The following is an 18,914-nucleotide window of genomic DNA, read 5'->3' as shown; positions in this document are numbered from 1 at the left end:
GGGCGCCCTTCCGCGTTTTGCAAGGGCCCTGTTAAGCTACGCGCGCCCATGACTCGCCGAACGCCCGTCTTCGCCGCCCCGCTCCTCGCCCTGCTGTTCCTCACCGGCTGCTCCATCGAGCTGCAGCACGAGCTGACGGAGGCGGACGCGAATGAAATCTACGTCCTGCTCAGCAAGAACGGCATCAACTCCAAGAAAGAGAAGGCGGAGGGTGGCAACGAAGTGCGCTTCACCATCGTCGTCCCCAAGGGCGACGCCGCGCAGGCCGCGGAGCTGCTGAAGCGCAACTCGCTGCCGCGTCCGGTGGAGAAGGGCCTGTCCCACTTCGCCAAGGGCAGCATGGTGCCCACCGCCACGGAGGAGCGCGCCATGCTCCTCAAGGCCATGGCGGGTGAGGTCTCCAACGCGCTCAACCAGATCGACGGCGTGCTGGAAGCGCGCGCCATCGTGATGGTGCCGGAGAACAACGACCTGTCGCAGCCGGAGAACAAGCCGATGCCGTCGGCCTCCGTGTTCATCAAGTACCGCACGGTGGAGGGCGGCAAGCCCCCCGTGACGATGGACGCGGTGAAGCAGTTCGTCGCCAGCTCCGTGGCGGAGCTCAAGCCGGAGGCCGTCACCGTGCTGATGACGGAGGCCCTGGCCCCCTCGGCGGAGACCACGGAGACCAACCGCCTGCAGGACGTGCTCGGCGTGCGCATGACGGCCGCCAGCGCGAGCACCTTCAAGATGATCCTCGGCGGTGCGTTCGCGCTCATCCTGGCGATGATGGGCCTCACCGGTTGGACCTTCATGCGCGGCGGCTCGGGTGGCGCTGCCCCCGCGGCGGCGGCACGTCCCGCGCGTGCGCGCGGCGGTCGCGAGGGCTAGACCTGCACGTCGCTTCCCGCGGCCCTCCTGGGGTGGACCGCGGGACGTGTCCTCCAGGCCGGGGACACGACTTCCATCTTCAGCGGGCCACCTGGGGGCCCGCGAGGTGACCGTTGGATTCCTTCTTCACCTCGCTCAGCAAGCGCCAGACCATGATGTTGCTCACCGCGGTCACCTTCGGGGGCCAGGAGAGCATGGCGGCGCTGGAGCACCTGCCGGACGAGGAGGGCGCGCTCTTGCGCCACCGCGCGCAGGAGATCCTCCAGATTCCGCGCGAGAAGCGCCTGCCCGCGGTGGTGCAGGAGCTCAAGCGGCTGATGAAGGACCGGCGCGGCCAGCTGTGGACCGGGGATCCGGAGCGGCTGGCGGCGCTGCTCCAGCGCGAGCGCGGCGCCCTGGTGGAAGTCGCCCTGCGAGCGCTGCCCGGCAACATGGCGGAGGCCGTGCGCGGCCACCTGCCTCCCTCTCGCGTGAAGCTCACCCGTGAGGTGCGGCCGCAGGTCCTGGACATCATCCGCTGGAAGCTGGAGGAGGCGCTGTCGCGCGAGGCCGCGGGCCAGTCCGCGGGTTTCAAGTTCGCGGACGTGCTCAACCTCCAGACGCGTGAGTTGCTCACGGTGAGTGACCGCCTGGGGGCGCGCGTGCTTGGGCCGGCGCTGGCGGGCCTGCCCGAGGACGAGCTGAACGGCCTCATGGAGTCGCTGCCTCCGGACCTGTTCCAGCTCATGAGCAAGTCCGTGGCGGCCAATGCGCCGCGCAAGCTCCCGGAAGAGGACGCGCGCGCGCAGATCAACCTGCACGAGGGCTTCAACCGGCTGGCCGGCGCCATCCGCAGCGCGGGCGTGCAGCGGCTGGCGCGCGCGTGCGTGGCGCAGTCCCCGGAGTTCGCCGCGCGCATGCTGGAGAAGCACCGCGGCGAGTTCGGCCACCTGGTGGCGAAGTGGGTGCGCGAGGAGCGCTCGCGGCCGACGGCCCGGGGCGATGGCGGACGCACCGACATCGTCATGGACCTGGAGCGGCTGGCCGTGCGCGGCCTCATCGAGCGGCCCGTGCGGCTGATTGCCCCGCCGCGCCCCTCCGCCGTGCTGCCTCCACCGCCGGGGGCCCGGAAGCCCGCGCCCGCTGCCCCGGGAGCCCGTCCCGAAGCTCCGGGAGCACGCCCCGCGGCTCCGGGAGCCCGTCCGGGGGCGGCACCCGCGCCGCGCGAGGGACTGCGCACCACCGCGCCGGATCCGTCACGCCCACCCGCGCTCCGCGCCCCCAAGGCCCTGCGGGGAGCCCCCCCCGCCGCGGAGTCTGCGGATGCGGGCGCCAAGCGCGACTTCATGGCCGAGCGCGCGGCCCGTCGCGCGGGTGCGGCGTCCAGCCGTGACGCGGGCCCGGGCGCGGCTCCCCCCGCCGGACGTCCGCGTCCGGCTCCAGGGGAGGAGCGGGGCTCGTCGGTGGGGCCCGCGCCCCGCGCGTCCATGGCTTCGCCAGAAGGGGACGCGAACGGTTCGAAGATGCGCCGGATGCCGGTGGAACGCGAGCGTGGGCCCGCGCCCCGTGCCTCCATGGGGGCGCCGGAAGGTGAGGCGGGTGGTTCGCAGATCCGCCGGATGCCGGTGGAACGCGAGCGTGGGCCTCCGCCCCGCGCGTCCATGGCGGCCCCGGAAGGGGATGCGAACGGCTCCCAGATGCGCCGCATGCCGGTGGACCGGGGCTCGTCGGTGGGGCCCGCGCCCCGCGCGTCCACCGGAGCCGTTCCCGGCCGCCGTGATCCAGAGGTCCCCAGGCCCGCGCGTCCCGTCCGGCCGGAGCCAGACGGCGCCCGTATTGGACCTCCGCCCTCGCGGCTGGGTGCACGCGGTGCGTCACGCCCGCCGGAGCCAGATGCGCCGGAAGGCCGCTCCGTCCGGGCCGAGCGCCCCGCGCGGCCTCCCGCCGACGCGGAGGAGCGCGCCCCCCGTCGCCCGGAACCCTCCGGGGAAGCCGCTGACGGGGCCCGCGTGCTGCGCTCGCGCACGGGCAGTCGTCCCGCGGCGCGTCCCGAACCGGGGGGCGAGCCGGAGCGTCCGCCGCGAGTGCTCTCCAGTCAGGCATCCTCGCCCCGTTCCTCGGAGGGAACGCAGGTGGGCCGCCGGCGCCCCCCTCCCACCGACCGGCCGGGCCCGGATGACGCGGGTAGTCCGGGAGGGCGTGGACCGCGCGGCGGAACGCGCTAGCATCCGGTCTCCAAGGAGCGGCCCATGGCGATCGGCAAGGTAATCAAGGGGGACGGGTTGGCGGAGTCGGTGGTCGTCGCCACGTCCGAACGACCGGCGCTGCGTCCGCCGCGCGCGGGCGTGATGAACGCCGAGGTCTTCGAGGCGCGCCAGGGCGCCCAGGGCATCATCGAGGACGCCCAGCGCGAGCGTGAGCGCATCCTCGCCGATGCCCAACGCGAGAAGGAGGAGCTCTTCGCCAAGGCGAGGGACCTGGGCCGTCAGGAAGGCATTGCCCAGGCCACGGAGCTTCTCCTGCGCGCGAAGATGCAGGCCGGGGAGATGCTCAACTCCCAGGAGCAGGACATCATCTCGCTGGCGCTGAAGATGGCGGAGAAGATCCTCGGCCGCGACCTGGAGCGCGAGCCGGAGCTGCTGGTGGACATGTGCGCCGCGGCCATCGACAACCTCCGCAATGCGCGCGCCATGGTCCTCCGCGTGCACCCGAAGACGGCCACGGTGCTGCGCGCCAAGCGCCCGCAGCTGATGGAGCTCATCGGCCGCACGGTGGACCTGGCCATCAAGGAGGACCCGGAGGTCGCTCCCGTGGGCTGCATCGTCCAGACGGAGTTCGGCACCGTGGACGCGCAGTTGCCCACGCAGCTGGAGATGCTCCAGAACCTCCTGCAGCCGGACACCAGTCGCAAGAGCGGCCCTCCCTGAGCCTGCTGGCCCCCGCCGCGCCCTCGAGCCCCTCCCGGAATCCGCCATGGCCATCGACCTCTCGCGCTACTACGACCTCATCAAGGAAGCGTCCCTCGTCCGGGTGCGCGGCCGCGTCACGGAGCTGACGGGGCTCGTCATCAAGGCGAGTGTGCCCAACGTGCGCATCGGCGAGCTGGTGCTCGTCAAGAACCGTCAGCGCGGCCTGATGAAGTCGGAGGTCGTGGGCTTCGTGGGCGACGAGGTGATGCTCATGCCCCTGGGCGAGCTGTACGGCATCGGTCCGGACAGCGAGTGCATCCCCACGGGGCGTCCCCTCACCATCAAGTGCGGTGACGGGCTCCTGGGCCGCGTGCTCAACGGCATCGGCGAGCCCATGGACGGCATGCCCCTGGAGGGGGAGAACCTGATCGACTGGCCCGTGGACCGCGACTGCCCGGACCCCTTCACCCGCCAGCGCATCGAGCATCCACTGCCTCTGGGTGTGCGCTGCATCGACGGGCTTCTCACCGTGGGCGAGGGCCAGCGCGTGGGCCTCTTCGCCGGCTCCGGCGTCGGCAAGTCCACGCTGATGGGTCAGATTGCCCGCAACACGCAAGCAGACCTCAGCGTCGTGGCGCTCATCGGCGAGCGTGGTCGCGAGGTTCGCGAGTTCATCGAGGACGCCATGGGCGAGGAGGGCATGAAGCGCGCCGTGCTGGTGTGCGCCACGTCCGACCAGCCCGCCCTCGTGCGTCTGCGCGCCGCCTACGTCGCCACGGCCATCGCGGAGTACTTCCGCGAGCGCGGCGGCAATGTGCTGTTCATGCTCGACACGGTGACGCGTCTGGCGCGCTCCCAACGCGACATCGGCCTCGCCATCGGCGAGCCCCCGGCGCGTCAGGGCTACCCGCCCAGCGTCTTCTCCATGCTGCCGCGCATCCTCGAGCGCACGGGCAACTCGGCGAAGGGCAAGTGTACCGCCATCTACACCTGCCTCGTGGCCGGCGGTGACATGGAAGATCCCATCGCCGACGAGGTCCGAGGTATTCTCGACGGCCACTTCATCCTCAACCGTGAACTGGGCGCGCGAAACCAGTGGCCGGCCATGGACGTGCTCCAGAGTCTCAGCCGTGTGATGAGCGGCATCGTCAGCAAGGAACACAAGAAGGCCGCCGGCAAGCTGCGCGAGACGCTCTCCACCTACGAGAAGCAGCGCGACCTCATCCTGCTGGGCGCCTACCAGGCCGGCGCGGACCCCAGGACGGACTACGCCATCGAGAAGTACGACTCCATCATCGACTTCCTCAAGCAGGACACCCACTCCAACTCCCCGTACGAGGAGACCGTGGAGCAGCTCATCAACCTGTTCGCGGAGTGACCCGGGCCGCCCCCGGCACACCTACGGAACGGACGGTTTTTGGGTAGGATGCCTCCACCATGCCCCCGTACCGGTTGCAGGTGTTGCTGGACATGCGTGAGAAGGCGAAGGAGGAGGCCGAACAGGCCTTCTCGGACGCCGTCAAGGCGCTGGCGAAGGAAGAGCAGGAACAGAAGCGCCTGGAGGCGGAGCTGGAGCGCCGCCGCAAGGAGCGCAAGGCCAAGGTCGCCGAGTATTTTCAGCAGATCATGGCCAAGGGCGCCGGCATCAACGGCATGAACATGATGGGCCGCTTCGAGGCGCGTCTGAAGGACGACGAAGCCCAGGTCGCCCTCCAGATTGAACACCAGAAGGAGGTCGTCCGGACGGCGGGCCGCCTGGTGGAGCAGCGCCGCATGCTGATGGCCGAGGCCGCCAAGGAGCTCAAGGCCATCGAGAAGAACAAGGAGAAGTTCGTCAAGCAGGTGAAAAAGGAACGCGAGGATCGGGAGGAGCTGGGCCAGGAGGAGATCGGCAGCGCCTTGTTCCTGGCCCGCCAGCGCAAGTAACCTCCCACCGCCTTCCGCTGATACTGGAGAGACGCCATGAGCCGAGTTGATGACGATCGCGATGCCGCGCGCTTGGCGGAGCGGATGATCCAGGAGCGCAAGCTCGCGGAGACGAAGACCCAGAAGCGCCTGCAGGGCGAGTCCGTCTTCTCCAAGCTGGTCCAGCAGGGCCAGGCCGAACAGGCCCTGCCCAAGCAGGCGCAGGAGCTGAAGCAGCCCCTGGGCAAGCAGGTGCTGGCACGCCTCGCGCAGGGGCAGGGCAAGACCTTCGACGAGAAGCTGGCCCAGAAGGAGACCGCCTTCGCCAAGCCCGGGGAGTCCACCCAGGGCGCCCAGCAGTCCCAGCGCAACAGCGAGTCGCAGGGCCTGTCCAAGGGTGGGGAGGCCCGCAAGTCGGAGGTCGTGGAGGAGAAGCGCTCCACGGACGTCCGCGAAGGCGACATGAACAAGGCCGAAGGTCAGGCCGGCCGGCTGAGCCAGGAGAAGGGCGAGCTGAAGATCGACGTCAACGCCGGCGGTGGGAAGGGCGCGGGCGGCGGGGGCAGCAAGGAGAAGGACGACAAGGGCGCGCAGATGGCCGGCGCGGGCTTCCGCTTCAACCCCGCGCTGATGGCGCCGGTGCCGGTGGCCAAGCCCAAGGACACCGCGGGCTCCGAGCGGCTGCGCGCCATGGCGAACGAGATCGCCCAGAAGATCGTCGAGCGCGTGCGCGTGGGCACCAACGCCGCGGGCAACGCGGAGTTCCAGATCGACCTGCGCGGCGACGTGCTCAACGGCCTGTCCATCAAGGTCAGCGCGAAGAACGGAAAGATTTCCGCCGTCTTCAGCGGCAACGACCGCGACACCTTGAAGATGCTGGAAGAGCAGAGCGACGGCCTGCGCAGCGCCCTGGGTGGCCGGGGGCTGGCGCTTGAAAATCTGAGGTTCGAGGCGAAGACATGAGCCTGGAGCCGGACGACGAGCCCGGAGTCTTCGAGCGCACCATGTTGGTCGACACCCGGAAGCTGGGACCCCCGCCCCCGAAGCCCGCGCCGGCCCCGGCTCCGGTGTCACCGTGGCGGCCGTTCGCGTTCACGAACCTGGAGAAGGTGTCGCGCACGCAGGGCCAGCTGGCGGAGCGGATGCGTTGGCTGACGCCGAACGCGGGCACGTTGGAGACGGTCTGCGCGCGCCTCAAGGCCCTCTTCGACGTGGACGTGCGCCTGTCGGTGGAGTCCGCCCAGGCGCGCCCCATGACGGAGCTGCGCCGCTTCCTGGGCGACCCGTCCTTCCTGGCGGTGCTGGCCCCTGGCGCGCTCAAGGGCCGGGCCATCCTCGAAATCGAGCTGTCGCTGGCGCACTCGGCGGTGGACCTGCTCTTGGGCGGCGCCGGTGAGACGGTGGGCCTGCGCCCCCTGACGGACATCGAGGAGGGCGTGATGGGCTACGTCGTCCTGGAGGCCCTGAAGGAGCTGGTGCCCGGACTGCAGCCGGGCGTTCCCCGGCCCCGGCTGGACGGCGTGGCGCGCGGCGTGGATGAAGTCTCCGCCCGTCTGGGCGAGGACGGCCCGATGCTGGCGGTGCATCTGAACGCGGTGCTGGGCTCGCACCGCGGCATCGTGCGGCTGGTGGTGCCGTCGGCGGTGCTGGAGGCGGCGGAACCCGCGGTGGAGAGCGCCCAGCGGCGCGACCACCGCCGTCAGGACATGAAGGCGAACGGCCGGCGCCTGTCCGCGCTGCGCGACTGGCTGCGCGCGGAGATTGGCGTGGCGGAGCTGTCCGCCCAGGACCTGGCGTCCCTGCGCATCAAGGACGTGCTGCTCCTGGACATGCTGTCGGCGCGGCCGGACCGGGGCGAGCCCGGCACGGCGCAGCTGCGGCTGGGCCTGGGGCGCACCGGCCACTTCCTGGCGGACGTGTCCGTGGAGCACGGCCGCTACCGGGCGCGCATCACGGACATCATCCCCGGTGAACCGGGCAACCCCCAGGGTGGGGAGTCCGGGGGCGGGTCGGAAGACAACGAGGACTTCACCAATCCGGAGCTGGGCGTTCCTCCGGAACTCGAAGGGGCGGCATTGGACGACAAGGACGGAAGCGATCTGCTCAGCGACCTGCCCCTGCAGGTGGCGGTGGAGCTGGCGCGCGTGCCCATCACGGCCGAACAGGTGGTGGGTCTGCGCACAGGCCAGGTCATCGACCTGCGCCGTGGGGCGGGTGAGCCCGTGGACCTGTCGGTGAACGGCAAGGTGGTGGCCCGGGGCGAGCTCGTGGAGCTGGAGGGTCAGCTCGGGGTGCGCATCATCCACCTGAGCTGAAGCGTTTGCGCCCATGCGTCACACGGCAGGCGGGCAGGGGGGCGTGGTCGTGCCCGGGCCCGTGGCGGTCCTGACTCGGGTGCACTAGGCTCGCGCCCATCCATGGCGGTCCTCGGTCTCTCCTCCTCGCGCCTGTTGCTCGGCGCCGCGCTGCTCTTCGCGTCGCCCGCCGTCCTGGCGCAGGCGCCCGCGGCCTCCACGCCTGACGCCTCCGTGGCGGCACCGGCCCCTCAGTCCCCGGCGCCCGCGAAGGACGCGGCCGTCGTACAGGCTCCAGCTCAGGCCCCAGTGGAGGCCCCGTCTGCCTCTGGTGACAGCGCGGCCCGCGCGAAGCGCCACGCGGACGAACTGGACCGCGAGCTGGGCGTCTCCGAGGCCGAAGGCGGAGAAGCGCAGGAGAGCCTGGGCTGGGTGGTGGTGCGCACGGTGGCGCTGCTGGGCGCGGTGATCGCGGCCATCTACCTCACGCTCAACGTGGGCCTGCGCCGGCTGATGGGCCTGCAGGGCGTACCCGTGGGCAAGGCGTCGGTGGTGTCGGTGATGGAGCGCATCCCGTTGGACCAACGGCGCACGCTCTTCGTCCTGAAGGCCGCGGACGAGTACCTGTTGGTGGGTGGCGGCGAGGGTGGCGTGCAACTGGTTTCGAAGCTGGACCGCGACGCCGTGGAGCGCATCCGCGCCGCGCGTCCGCCGTCGTCGCCGGTGTCCCTGAGTCCTTTCCTCCAGAAGCTCCTCTCCCGCCGGACCGGTGGCACCACGCCGCCGCCGGGCGTCTGAAGGCCGTCACGTGAACCGTTCGTCTCCCGCTCGCCCGCTGCTGTTCCGCGCTCCGCCCTGGCTCTTCGCGGCCCTCGTGTCGCTGCACCCCTTCGTCGCGTCCGCGGCGAAGAAGGGCGGCGATTCGATGCCGGATGAAATGGTCAAGGAGGCGGTGAGCTCCGACTCCTTCACCTCCCGTCCGCTCATCCTCATCCTCGCGCTCGCGGCCATGTCGCTGGTCCCGTTCGCGCTGATGATGGTGACCAGCTTCGTGAAGATTTCGGTGGTGCTCTCCATCGTCCGCTCGGCGCTGGGCACCCAGCAGATTCCCCCCACCCAGGTCATCACCGGCCTGGCCATCATCCTCACCGTCTACATCATGGCTCCCGTGGGCCAGGAGATGTACCGGGCGGGCGGCATCGACGTCTGGTCCCGGGGGACGTCCGTTTTCTCCTCTGAAACGGTGGGCACGATGCTGGGGGCCGCGGACAAGTCCAAGGAGCCCCTGCGCGACTTCCTGATGAAGAAGGTCACCAACAAGGACCGCACGCTCTTCTACAGCCTGGCGAAGAAGATGCGGAAGGAGGAGGACCGCAAGGACATTGGCCCGAAAGACTTCATGGTCATCGTCCCGGCCTTCGTCGTGTCCGAGCTGAAGGAGGCCTTCCAGATTGGCTTCCTCCTATTCGTGCCCTTCATCGTCATCGACATGGTGGTCGCCAACATCCTCCTGGCGCTGGGCATGCACATGCTGTCGCCCACGACCATCTCCATGCCCTTCAAGCTGCTCTTGTTCGTGCTCGTGGACGGCTGGTACCTCATCGCCAAGGGCCTGGTCATCGGCTACCTGTAAGGAGCCCCGTACTCCCATGAATCAGCTCACGTTCATCACCCAGGAGGCGCTGTTCCTGGTGCTCGTGGTCTCCGCGCCGCCGGTGCTCATGAGCCTCCTGGTGGGCTTCCTCGTCTCGCTGTTCCAGGCCACCACGCAGATTCAAGAGCAGACGCTCTCGTTCGCGCCCAAGGTCGTCCTCGTCTTCGGCGTGCTGGCCATGACGGGCCCGTGGATTGGCGGTCAGCTCCTGCGCTTCACCTTCCACGTCTTCGACCGGTTTCCGGCGCTCATCGGCAGATGAACATCGGCGAAGTGATGGCCGAGCTGGGTGCTCGGGTCAACCTGTCGGTCACCATCTTCACGATGGCACTCATCATGTGCCGCGTGATGCCCATCCTCATCTTCAGCCCGTTCCTGGGCGGCGAGGTCGTTCCCTCGGAGATGAAGCTGGGCCTGGGCCTGCTGGTGTCCGCGGTGCTCTTCCCGTCCGTCGCGGACAGCATGGACCGGATTCCCCTGAGCGCGCTCCCGTACATCGGGCTGCTGCTCAAGGAGATCTTCATCGGCCTGTCGCTGTCGTACATCGTCAACATGGTGTTCGACGCGGCCCGCGTGGCCGGCACGCTGATGGACACCATGTCGGGCAGCAACAACGCCCAGCTCTACGTGCCGCAGCTGGGCACGCAGGTGTCGCTCTTCTCCAGCCTCAAGGTGCAGCTGTGCGTGGTGCTGTTCCTGTCGCTGGACGGGCACCACATCATCATCCGGGCGCTTGGAGACAGCCTCGCCATCGTGCCGCTGGAGGGCTTCCCGCGCTTCAGCCGCGGCGTGTGGCCCTTCTTCGACCTGATGATCCGCTCCTTCGCGGACCTGCTGAAGATCAGCCTGGCGCTGGCCGGCCCCGGCATGGTGGCCGCGTTCGTCACCGACCTGTCCCTGGGCGCCATCAACCGCGTCGCGCCGCAGATCCAGGTGTTCTTCATCTCCATGTCGCTCAAGCCGCTGGTGGGCGTGTTGATCATGTTCATCGCCATCCATGTCGTGATTGGCCGCATGCAGCAGGAGCTGGTCAACATGCTCCGCATGTTCCAGCACGCCATCCAGCTGCTGGCCTGAGCCGGCTCACGCCTCCCGGGATTCCTCCATGTCGGACGAGAGTGGCGACAAAACAGAAGAACCGTCGCACAAGAAGCTCGACGACGCGCGCAAGAAGGGTCAGACCTGGAAGAGCAAGGACCTGACGGGCGTGGCCGTGCTCGTCGCGGGCCTGGGCATCGTCAAGGGCACCTGGGACACCGTGGAGCGGGAGATCGCCACGCTCTTCCGCTTCAGCTTCGACGCCATCGCCCATTCGCAGGACCTGGGGCTGGCGACGACGCAGCTGCTCATCATGGGCCTGCGCACGCTGCTGCTCCTGACGGTGCCGGTGGTGGCCGGCGCGGCGGTGCTGGGCGGGCTGATGGACTTCCTTCAGGTGGGGTCGCTCTTCACCATCGACCCGCTCATCCCGAAGTTCGACAAGCTCAACCCCATCGCGGGGTTGAAGAACATGTTCTCGAAGAAGTCCTTCGTGGAACTGCTCAAGAACCTCATCAAGATTTCCGTCGCCGCCTACGTCGTCACCGGCGTGGTGCGGGACTCGATGCCCCTGGTCATCGAAACGGTGCGGCAGGACACGCACGGCATCATGGCCATCATGGGGGAGATCCTCTACCGGGTCTGCGTGCGCATCGTGATGCTCTTCGTCATCTTCGGCGTGTTCGACGTGTGGTGGCAGCGCAAGTCGTTCATGAAGGACATGATGATGACGAAGGAGGAGGTCAAGAAGGAGTACAAGCAGAGCGAAGGCGACCCGCACCACAAGGCCAAGCGCAAGGAGCTCCACCATGAGATCATGGAGGGGGCCCAGATGGAGGCCGTGAAGGACGCGAGCGTCATCGTCACCAACCCGGACCACGTCGCGGTGGCGCTGATGTACGACCAGAACAAGGACGGGGCGCCGCGGGTGCTGCTGAAGGGCATGGACGCCAAGGCGGAGCGCATCAAGGCGCTGGCGCGCGAGGCGGACGTCCCCCTGCTGCGCAACGTCCCCCTGGCGCACGCGCTCCTGCGCGTGGAGGTGGGCGAGGAAGTCCCGGAGGAGCTCTACGACGCGGTCGCCGAGGTGCTGAACTTCGTCTACGGGCTCAAGCAACAGCAGAACGCGGCGCCGCCTGCGCGCGCCTGAGGAGGAGGCCATGGCCAGCGACGACGAGGCGGACATCGCCATCGCCATCAAGTACGACACCAAGGCGGACGGTGCCCCGCGCGTGGTGGCGAAGGGGATGCGCCTCAAGGCGGAGAAGATCCGGGAGATCGCCAAGCAGTACGGCATCCCGGTGATGCGCAACGTGTCCCTGGCGCACGCCCTGTACCGGGTGGACGTGGGGCAGGAAGTCCCGGAAGAGCTCTACGACGCGGTCGCGGAAGTGCTGAACTTCGTCTACGCGCTCCAGCGGGAGCATGCAGGCGGCCGCTGAAGGGGGCTGGACGCGGGGCCCCCACCTGTATTGAAGTCGGGCAACCATGGCCAGAATCAACAATCAGCCCCCCAGCACCGCGCTTTGGCCCTGGGGAGGTCCCCGCAGCGTCCGCGAGCGGCTGGTGGACCCGTCCCAGCTGGACCGGGCGAAGAAGCTGCGCAAGGCGGGCAACATCAAGAACCCGTCGATGCCCTCCGCGGCGCTCCTGGACTTCATCGGTCCGGCGCACTCGTCGGAGGAGCTCCGGTTGCCCCTGCCGCCCCACCCGGGCGGTCACGAAGCGGACCTGGAGGGCTTCAGCGACCGGCCGCACCTGGCCAGCGTCGCGGGCCGGGGGGACGACGGGCAGCGCCGCATGCTGGAGCGCGGCCTGTCCAAGGTGAACGCGCCCCCGGAGCGCCTGGAGCGCCTCAAGGCCCTGTTGCAGCGCGAGTCCGCGATGCTGGGCCTGGTGGATCAGGTGAGCGCGGAGTCGCAGGAGATCATCCGCCGCATGTGGGAAGAGCAGAAGGACGAGGGCTACTGACCCATGGCGGCGCTGGACCCGGAAGATCCGCAGGACGAGGCGAAGCTCACCGCGCTCCTGCAGCGTTGGGCGGAGGGCAAGGCCACGCTCCGCGAGGTGCGCGGCTATTCCAACGACGAGCTGTACGCCATCGCCAAGACGGCCTACTTCTTCTTCTACCAGGGCCGGCTGGCGGAGGCGCGCACGCTCTTCCAGGGCCTCTACGCCATCAACCCCACGGACGTGTACTTCGCCAAGGCGCTCGGCGTGGTGGAGATGGCCGCCGGAAACGGGCAGGGCGCGCTCGCCGCCTTTGACGTGGCCGCCAAGCTGGCTCCCCAGGACCCGTCCGTCTACGTGGGCCGCGCGGAGGTGAAGTTGGCCATGGGACAGAAGCCCCAGGCCCTGGAGGACCTGCGCCGCGCGGCGGCCATGCCCCCGGCGGATGATCCGGTGGTACGCAAGGCCGGCGCCATGGTCACCGCCCTTACCCGGCGCTGATCCGCGGGGTGGGACCCGCCTCCTGGCGCGTTGGCTGGAAGCCCCGTAATCTCTGGTAGGCTGGATTCATTCACCTCAACCGATGGAGCGGTTCATGAGCACCCCCCCCAAGACACAGCTTCCGCTGCCCCCGGAGCCGCCGGAGCTGAAGGAGAAGCGCGACAAGCTGCTGGCGGAGCTGGATGTCCAGGGCAAGACGGCCCAGGGCACCTTCCTCCAGGTGGTGCGCAACATGCGCAAGCTGGTCGCCGCGTCGGCCCCCGGCACGCCGCTGGATGAGGGGATGTACAAGGACGTCACGGATTCGTTGAACCGCTTCATGAAGGACCCCATCCTGCCGCCCCCGGCCATCCTCGGGCACGTGGTGGAGTACCTGCAGTACCGCATCAGCACCTACGGCATGACCATCCAGAGCGCCGTGATGGAGATGAACCCGGAGCTGGGCGCCAAGTTCGCCGTGACGCCCCCGGTCGCCGCGCCGGCGGCCCCCGCGGCTCCCGCTCGCGGCGCGGCGGGTGGGCACAAGACGTCGGATGGCTTCGAGAACTCCAGCCGCCCCAAGATCGCGCTGACCCGCGAGGACTCGCTGCCCGGCACCGCGAAGCCGGCGGACACCCGCGCCGAGTCGCAGCAGCAGCTGGATTCCTTCAAGGCCTGGATGAAGAACCCGGCCCTGGGCAAGCTGAAGGGCTGATCCAGCCCGTGGTACCGAGGCGGGGAGCCGGGAAAAAATGATCCCGGGAAAATCCCAGGAAACTCCCGCCCCCCCTCACCGATAATCCTTTTGTAGCTGGTGCCGCACGAACCTATCTCGCAGCCCCCGGAGACACTCTCATGGCCACGATCGACGTCTTCAACACGGCAGTGAACACCGCGAAGAACACCACCGGCACGGCGATGGACAAGATGATCGACGCCGCCCCGGCCGAGCAGAAGGGCTTCCTGCAGGCGCAGAAGCAGGTTCAGCTCGAGTCCCAGATCATGAGCACCATCACGAACCTCATGAAGAAGATGGACGACATGGCGATGGCCGCCGTGAACAACCTGAAGTAATCCTTCCAGGTTGTTGGTTTCGCTCCGGCCCCGTGCTGGTGCCCTTCCAGGGTACCGGTTCGGGGCTGGTGGCGTTTCTGGCCCCCGTCGGCGCGGCGGAAGAGCGGGCCAGGTGGGCCAGGGCTTCCCGGGAAAAAATGATCGCGGAAAAGTCCCAGGAAACTCCCGTCCCCCTTCAGCGATAATCCTTTTGTAGCTGGTGCCGCACGAACCTATCTCTCGCAGCCCCCGGAGACACTCTCATGGCCACGATCGACGTCTTCAACACCGCAGTGAACACCGCGAAGAACACCACTGGCACGGCGATGGACAAGATGATCGACGCCGCCCCGGCCGAGCAGAAGGGCTTTCTGCAGGCGCAGAAGCAGGTTCAGCTCGAGTCCCAGATCATGAGCACCATCACGAACCTCATGAAGAAGATGGACGACATGGCGATGGCCGCCGTGAACAACCTGAAGTAATCCTTCCAGGTTGTTGGTTTCGCTCCGGCCCCGTGCTGGTGCCCTTCCAGGGTACCGGTTCGGGGCTGGTGGCGTTTCTGGCCCCCGTCGGCGCGGCGGAAGAGCGGGCCAGGTGGGCCAGGGCTTCCCGGGAAAAAATGATCGCGGAAAAGTCCCAGGAAACTCCCGTCCCCCTTCAGCGATAATCCTTTTGTAGCTGGTGCCGCACGAACCTATCTCTCGCAGCCCCCGGAGACACTCTCATGGCCACGATCGACGTCTTCAACACCGCAGTGAACACCGCGAAGAACACCACTGGCACGGCGATGGACAAGATGATCGACGCCGCCCCGGCCGAGCAGAAGGGCTTCCTGCAGGCGCAGAAGCAGGTTCAGCTCGAGTCCCAGATCATGAGCACCATCACGAACCTCATGAAGAAGATGGACGACATGGCGATGGCCGCCGTGAACAACCTGAAGTAGTCCTTCGCAGGTTGTTGGTTTCGCTCCGGCCCCGTGCTGGTGCCCTTCGGGGTACTGGTTCGGGGCCGGTGGCGTTTCCGGGCTCCTTCCGCAAGCCGTGCCCGCTGGAAAGGATCCGGAAACTTCCACTAGGCTCAGGGCGATAACCCTGGAAACGCTGCACTTAGAGATGAGGTTTGGATCATGGGCTCCTCCCCGATTAACGGTTCCGCTCCCCGCGTCGGAATCTCGACCACCACCTCCGCCTCGCCGGCGACCGGCTCGCAGGCGCTCGTGAAGCAGGAGAACCTGCTCCGCTCCATGACGGATTCGCTCGCCAAGGGCCTCCAGGCGCTTCAGGCGAAGAGCGCCCCGGCGGCGGGCGCCGCTGGCCAGACCCAGGCCTCTGGCCAGAGCCAGAAGTCGGCGCAGGGCGACAAGCCCACCGCCGAGCAGGCCATCCAGGGCCTGGCGGAGAAGTACAAGGACTACGTGGGCAGCCTGGGTGAGAAGGCCGGGACCCGCGCGCTGGACAAGGCGCAGAAGACGGTCGCGGACTTCATCGCGAAGAACCCGAACGCCTCCGCGGAGGAGATCAACAAGGAGGCCGAGAAGGCCTTCAACAAGGAGACCAGCTCCGAGTACATCTTCAAGAGCGTCATCGAGAAGTCGATGAGCGACACGATGGCGAAGGTCCAGGAGCGGATCGACGAGGCGGGGTGAGGTCAGCCCTCGCTGAGAAGGGGACCCCGTCTGGAACTGGCGGGGCCCCCGGGCTAGAGTCCCCCGCCGCTGCTGTCCCCGCCCCGGTGAACGCGCCGATGACGACTGAATCCAAGGCCACGGTGTCGAACGACAACGAGAAGCCCCTGTCCGGACCGGAGATGCTCGAGCGGGCCACGGAGGGTTTCAACCTCTTCCAGGACGGGAACTTCAGCGAGTCGCTGGCCGTCTTCGAGAAGCTTTCGGTCATGGACCCGGGTGAGGCCTACTTCCAGACCGCTCTGGGCGCCTGCCACCTGGCGCTGGAGGACCTGGACGCCGCCGTGGCGTGCTTCAACCGCGCCATCGAGCTGGACCCCGCTGACATCACCCCCTTCGTCAACCGGGGCGAGGCGTTCCTCCGTCAGGGCCGGACGACGGAAGCAGCCCGTGACTTCCAGCATGCCGTGTCGCTGGACCCCGATGACAAGGACCCCCTGAGCCGTCGTGCGCGCATGCTCGCCGCCGCGGCCCTGGAGAGCTCGGACGAGGCTTCGGAATCCGAAGCCCCCGAGGACCCCTCGTAGGATGACCGCAGGCTCCCTCGCCGGACAGGTGAGGGATGGCCCCCCCTTGGGCTCGGGGGCGCGCACGGATTAGGATGGCCCCGCCGATGGCCAACGCCGATCCGAACAGCTTCCTGAACAAGTACTCCGACATCGTCCTGGCCGTGGTCGTCGTGGCCATCGTCGCGATGATGATCGTCCCGCTGCCGACGATCATCCTGGACGTGTTGCTGACGATGAACATCAGCATCTCGGTGATCCTGCTCCTCATCTCCCTCTACGTGCCCAGCCCGCTGTACCTGTCGTCGTTCCCGACGCTCCTGCTGATCACGACGATGTTCCGCCTGTCGCTGACCATCTCCACCACGCGACTCATCCTGCTCACCGGCGACCCGGGCGAAGTGGTGGTGGCGTTCGGTAACTTCGTGGTGCAGGGCAACTTCGTCGTCGGCGCCATCCTCTTCCTCATCCTGGTGGTGGTGAACTTCATCGTCATCTCCAAGGGCTCGGAGCGCGTCGCGGAAGTGGCCGCGCGCTTCACCCTGGACGCGATGCCCGGCAAGCAGATGTCCATCGACGCGGACCTTCGCGCGGGTGTCATTGATCAGGATCAGATGAAGAAGAAGCGCCGCGACCTGGAGCGTGAGAGCCAGCTCTTCGGCGCCATGGACGGCGCGATGAAGTTCGTGAAGGGCGACGCCATCGCGTCCATCATCATCACGGTCATCAACATCGTGGGTGGACTCATCATCGGCGTGTCGCAGAAGGGGATGTCCGCCGGTGACGCCGCGCAGAAGTACACGCTGCTCACCATCGGTGACGGTCTGGTCGGCATGATCCCCGCCATCCTCATCTCCACCTGCGCCGGCATCCTGGTGACGCGCGTGGGCGGCGAGGAAGAGGGCGCGCACCTGGGCAAGGACGTGGGCACGCAGCTCACCGCCTTCCCGAAGGCCATCGCCATCGCGGCGGCCATGCTCGTGGGCCTGGGCCTCATCCCCGGCCTCCCCAAGATTCCCTTCTTCCTGCTGGGCGCGGGCGCGGGCTTCGGCGCCTGGTCGATGATGCGCAAGCGCGACGAGGCGATGGCCGCCGAGGAAGCCGGCCCCGCGATGGAGTCCAGCTTCGGCACGCCCGTGTCCGCCGAGCCTCCGCCCAAGGAGCAGCTCAACCCGGACTCGGAGCTGTTCATCCCCGTCGTCACGCCCATCGTGCTGGAGGTATCCGACGCGCTGGTGCCCTTCGTGGACTCGCGGCAGGACGGCGGCAAGTTCCTCTTCGAGCTCATCCCGTTCATGCGCGACGGCCTCTTCGTGGAGCTGGGCGTGCGCTTCCCCGGCGTGCGCGCGCGCGGCAACGGCGGCCTGCCGCCCGGGGCCTACCAGATCCAAATCAACGAAGTGCCCGTCGTCACCGGCCAGGCCACCCTGGGCCACATCCTGGTGAACGACACGGTGGAGCGCCTCAAGCTGATGAACATCCCCGGCTTCGAGGCCATCAACCCCGCGACGCGCCAGTCGGCCGCGTGGGTGCCCGAGCAGTTCCGGGAGATGCTCGAGTCCGCGGGCCTCACCACCTGGGACGTGCCTGGTTACATCATCCTGCACACCGCCGCCGTGCTCCGGAAGAACGCCCGCGAGTTCGTGGGCGTGCAGGAGACGCAGACGATGCTGGAGCAGTTGGAGAAGGCGTTCCCGGCCATCGTCAAGGAAGTGGTCCCGAAGATCGTCAACGTGCTGAAGCTCACGGACATCCTCGGGCGCCTGGTGGAGGAGGAGCTCTCCATCCGCGACCTGCGCGGCATCCTCCAGGCCCTGTCCGAGTACGGGCAGGTGGAGGCCGACAACGTCATGCTCACCGAGCATGTCCGCGCCTCGCTGCGCCGCTACATCTCCCACAAGTACGCGCGCGGCACCGGCACGCTGGTGGTGTACCTGCTCGACCCGAACATCGAGGAGGCCATCCGCAGCTCCATCAAGCGCACCTCCGCGGGCGCGCACCTGGCGCTGGAGCCGGAGATTGCCCAGGAGATTGTCGGCGCGGTCCGCTCGGAATGCGGCCACCTGCCGCCCAGCGCCCAGCGCCCCGTCATCCTCACGGCGATGGACATCCGCCGCTACGTGCGCAAGCTGCTGGAGTACGAGTTCAACCCCTCGTTCTCCATCCTCAGCTACCAGGAGCTGTCCCCGGACCTGAACATCCAGCCGGTGGCGCGCATCTCCTCCGGCCGGTAGCGGCGCGGGAGCGCGTGAAGGACCCAGGGCCTCCGCTTTTCAGCGGGGGCCTTGTCGTTTCAGCGCGAAGGAAGGGAAGGGCGGCGCCGTGGCGCGCGAGGGCGCGGCTCAGGCGCCCGCGAGCACGGCGATCATCAGCACCAGGAAGCTCAGCCCCACCACGCCCATGACGATGAGCGGGACGAGCTTCTTCTTGTCCGCCAGCGCGGACGCGGCCGCCGGTGCAGGCTCGGGCTCCGGCTCCGGCATGGGCATCTCCTCGCCACCGTCGGGCTGCGGCTCCTCGGAAGAGGAGGCGGACCCATCCTCGGAGGAGGCCTGCTCCTCGGGAGGCGCGGGGGCGGGCTCCGGCTCCGGC

The 18,914-nt window shown here is 68.4% G+C and carries 22 protein-coding genes and 1 pseudogene; 22 read left to right on the top strand and 1 reads right to left on the bottom strand.

Annotation, left to right across the window (positions count from 1 at the left end; genetic code table 11):
• The first annotated feature begins 48 nt into the window (after window positions 1-48).
• The 22 genes from D7X99_RS30290 to sctV all read left to right on the top strand — a co-directional run bounded on the left by D7X99_RS30290 (window position 49) and on the right by sctV (window position 18,556).
• The gene (locus D7X99_RS30290) at window positions 49-870 is read left to right on the top strand and encodes a type III secretion protein (protein WP_120580835.1); all 822 of its coding nucleotides are present in this window, start codon (window positions 49-51) and stop codon (window positions 868-870) included.
• 113 nt (window positions 871-983) lie between these two features.
• Window positions 984-3,074, top strand: coding sequence for a hypothetical protein (locus tag D7X99_RS30285; RefSeq protein WP_121780819.1), 2,091 nt, complete (start codon window positions 984-986; stop codon window positions 3,072-3,074).
• A 24-nt stretch (window positions 3,075-3,098) separates the two neighbouring features.
• Window positions 3,099-3,776: a FliH/SctL family protein gene (locus tag D7X99_RS30280; protein ID WP_121780818.1), complete on the top strand. Its 678-nt coding sequence runs from the start codon at window positions 3,099-3,101 to the stop codon at window positions 3,774-3,776.
• A 46-nt stretch (window positions 3,777-3,822) separates the two neighbouring features.
• Window positions 3,823-5,136, top strand: coding sequence for a type III secretion system ATPase SctN (gene sctN / locus D7X99_RS30275; RefSeq protein WP_121780817.1), 1,314 nt, complete (start codon window positions 3,823-3,825; stop codon window positions 5,134-5,136).
• 59 nt (window positions 5,137-5,195) lie between these two features.
• On the top strand, window positions 5,196-5,684 hold the full coding sequence (locus tag D7X99_RS30270) for a flagellar assembly protein FliH (protein ID WP_121780816.1): 489 nt from the start codon (window positions 5,196-5,198) through the stop codon (window positions 5,682-5,684).
• A 36-nt stretch (window positions 5,685-5,720) separates the two neighbouring features.
• On the top strand, window positions 5,721-6,626 hold the full coding sequence (locus D7X99_RS30265; protein WP_121780815.1) for a flagellar hook-length control protein FliK: 906 nt from the start codon (window positions 5,721-5,723) through the stop codon (window positions 6,624-6,626).
• On the top strand, window positions 6,623-7,978 hold the full coding sequence (sctQ, locus tag D7X99_RS30260) for a type III secretion system cytoplasmic ring protein SctQ (protein WP_121780814.1): 1,356 nt from the start codon (window positions 6,623-6,625) through the stop codon (window positions 7,976-7,978). The genes D7X99_RS30265 and sctQ overlap by 4 nt, the downstream gene beginning before the upstream one ends.
• 102 nt (window positions 7,979-8,080) lie before the next feature.
• On the top strand, window positions 8,081-8,755 hold the full coding sequence (locus D7X99_RS30255) for a flagellar biosynthetic protein FliO (RefSeq protein ID WP_121780813.1): 675 nt from the start codon (window positions 8,081-8,083) through the stop codon (window positions 8,753-8,755).
• Window positions 8,756-8,765: 10 nt separating this feature from the next.
• Window positions 8,766-9,590 carry a type III secretion system export apparatus subunit SctR gene (gene sctR, locus D7X99_RS30250; protein WP_121780812.1) on the top strand — a complete coding sequence of 275 codons (825 nt, stop codon included), beginning with the start codon at window positions 8,766-8,768 and terminating at the stop codon, window positions 9,588-9,590.
• Window positions 9,591-9,606: 16 nt separating this feature from the next.
• Complete coding sequence (gene sctS / locus D7X99_RS30245) at window positions 9,607-9,873, top strand: type III secretion system export apparatus subunit SctS (protein ID WP_120528175.1); 267 nt, start codon at window positions 9,607-9,609, stop codon at window positions 9,871-9,873.
• Window positions 9,870-10,688: a flagellar biosynthetic protein FliR gene (locus D7X99_RS30240; protein ID WP_121780811.1), complete on the top strand. Its 819-nt coding sequence runs from the start codon at window positions 9,870-9,872 to the stop codon at window positions 10,686-10,688. Before sctS ends, D7X99_RS30240 begins: the two co-directional genes overlap by 4 nt.
• Before the next feature lie 28 nt (window positions 10,689-10,716).
• Window positions 10,717-11,799: a type III secretion system export apparatus subunit SctU gene (sctU, locus tag D7X99_RS30235; RefSeq protein WP_121780810.1), complete on the top strand. Its 1,083-nt coding sequence runs from the start codon at window positions 10,717-10,719 to the stop codon at window positions 11,797-11,799.
• Between the two features lie 10 nt (window positions 11,800-11,809).
• Window positions 11,810-12,091 (top strand): EscU/YscU/HrcU family type III secretion system export apparatus switch protein, encoded by a 282-nt coding sequence (locus D7X99_RS30230; RefSeq protein ID WP_120599200.1) that lies wholly within the window; start codon window positions 11,810-11,812, stop codon window positions 12,089-12,091.
• 46 nt (window positions 12,092-12,137) lie between these two features.
• Window positions 12,138-12,620, top strand: coding sequence for a hypothetical protein (locus D7X99_RS30225; RefSeq protein WP_121780809.1), 483 nt, complete (start codon window positions 12,138-12,140; stop codon window positions 12,618-12,620).
• Between the two features lie 3 nt (window positions 12,621-12,623).
• Window positions 12,624-13,100: a SycD/LcrH family type III secretion system chaperone gene (locus tag D7X99_RS30220; protein ID WP_120580928.1), complete on the top strand. Its 477-nt coding sequence runs from the start codon at window positions 12,624-12,626 to the stop codon at window positions 13,098-13,100.
• A 94-nt stretch (window positions 13,101-13,194) separates the two neighbouring features.
• Window positions 13,195-13,794 carry a hypothetical protein gene (locus tag D7X99_RS30215; protein ID WP_121780808.1) on the top strand — a complete coding sequence of 200 codons (600 nt, stop codon included), beginning with the start codon at window positions 13,195-13,197 and terminating at the stop codon, window positions 13,792-13,794.
• 140 nt (window positions 13,795-13,934) lie between these two features.
• Window positions 13,935-14,153: a hypothetical protein gene (locus D7X99_RS30210; protein WP_120580926.1), complete on the top strand. Its 219-nt coding sequence runs from the start codon at window positions 13,935-13,937 to the stop codon at window positions 14,151-14,153.
• 242 nt (window positions 14,154-14,395) lie between these two features.
• Window positions 14,396-14,614, top strand: a complete 219-nt coding sequence (locus D7X99_RS30205; RefSeq protein ID WP_120580926.1) for a hypothetical protein — start codon at window positions 14,396-14,398, stop codon at window positions 14,612-14,614.
• Between the two features lie 242 nt (window positions 14,615-14,856).
• On the top strand, window positions 14,857-15,075 hold the full coding sequence (locus D7X99_RS30200; protein ID WP_120580926.1) for a hypothetical protein: 219 nt from the start codon (window positions 14,857-14,859) through the stop codon (window positions 15,073-15,075).
• A gap of 183 nt (window positions 15,076-15,258) precedes the next feature.
• On the top strand, window positions 15,259-15,777 hold the full coding sequence (locus tag D7X99_RS30195) for a hypothetical protein (RefSeq protein ID WP_121780807.1): 519 nt from the start codon (window positions 15,259-15,261) through the stop codon (window positions 15,775-15,777).
• 98 nt (window positions 15,778-15,875) lie between these two features.
• Window positions 15,876-16,343, top strand: coding sequence for a tetratricopeptide repeat protein (locus D7X99_RS30190; RefSeq protein ID WP_121780806.1), 468 nt, complete (start codon window positions 15,876-15,878; stop codon window positions 16,341-16,343).
• A gap of 86 nt (window positions 16,344-16,429) precedes the next feature.
• Window positions 16,430-18,556, top strand: coding sequence for a type III secretion system export apparatus subunit SctV (gene sctV / locus D7X99_RS30185; protein ID WP_121780805.1), 2,127 nt, complete (start codon window positions 16,430-16,432; stop codon window positions 18,554-18,556).
• A gap of 108 nt (window positions 18,557-18,664) precedes the next feature.
• Here sctV and D7X99_RS30180 read toward each other — a convergent pair.
• A pseudogene (locus D7X99_RS30180) lies at window positions 18,665-18,914 on the bottom strand (FHA domain-containing protein); the annotation flags it as partial.

This window comes from Corallococcus sp. AB032C, assembly GCF_003668935.1.
GTDB lineage: Bacteria > Myxococcota > Myxococcia > Myxococcales > Myxococcaceae > Corallococcus > Corallococcus exiguus.
Note: the sequence above shows the minus strand (reverse complement) of the source record. Positions and strands in the feature narration are given on the sequence as shown.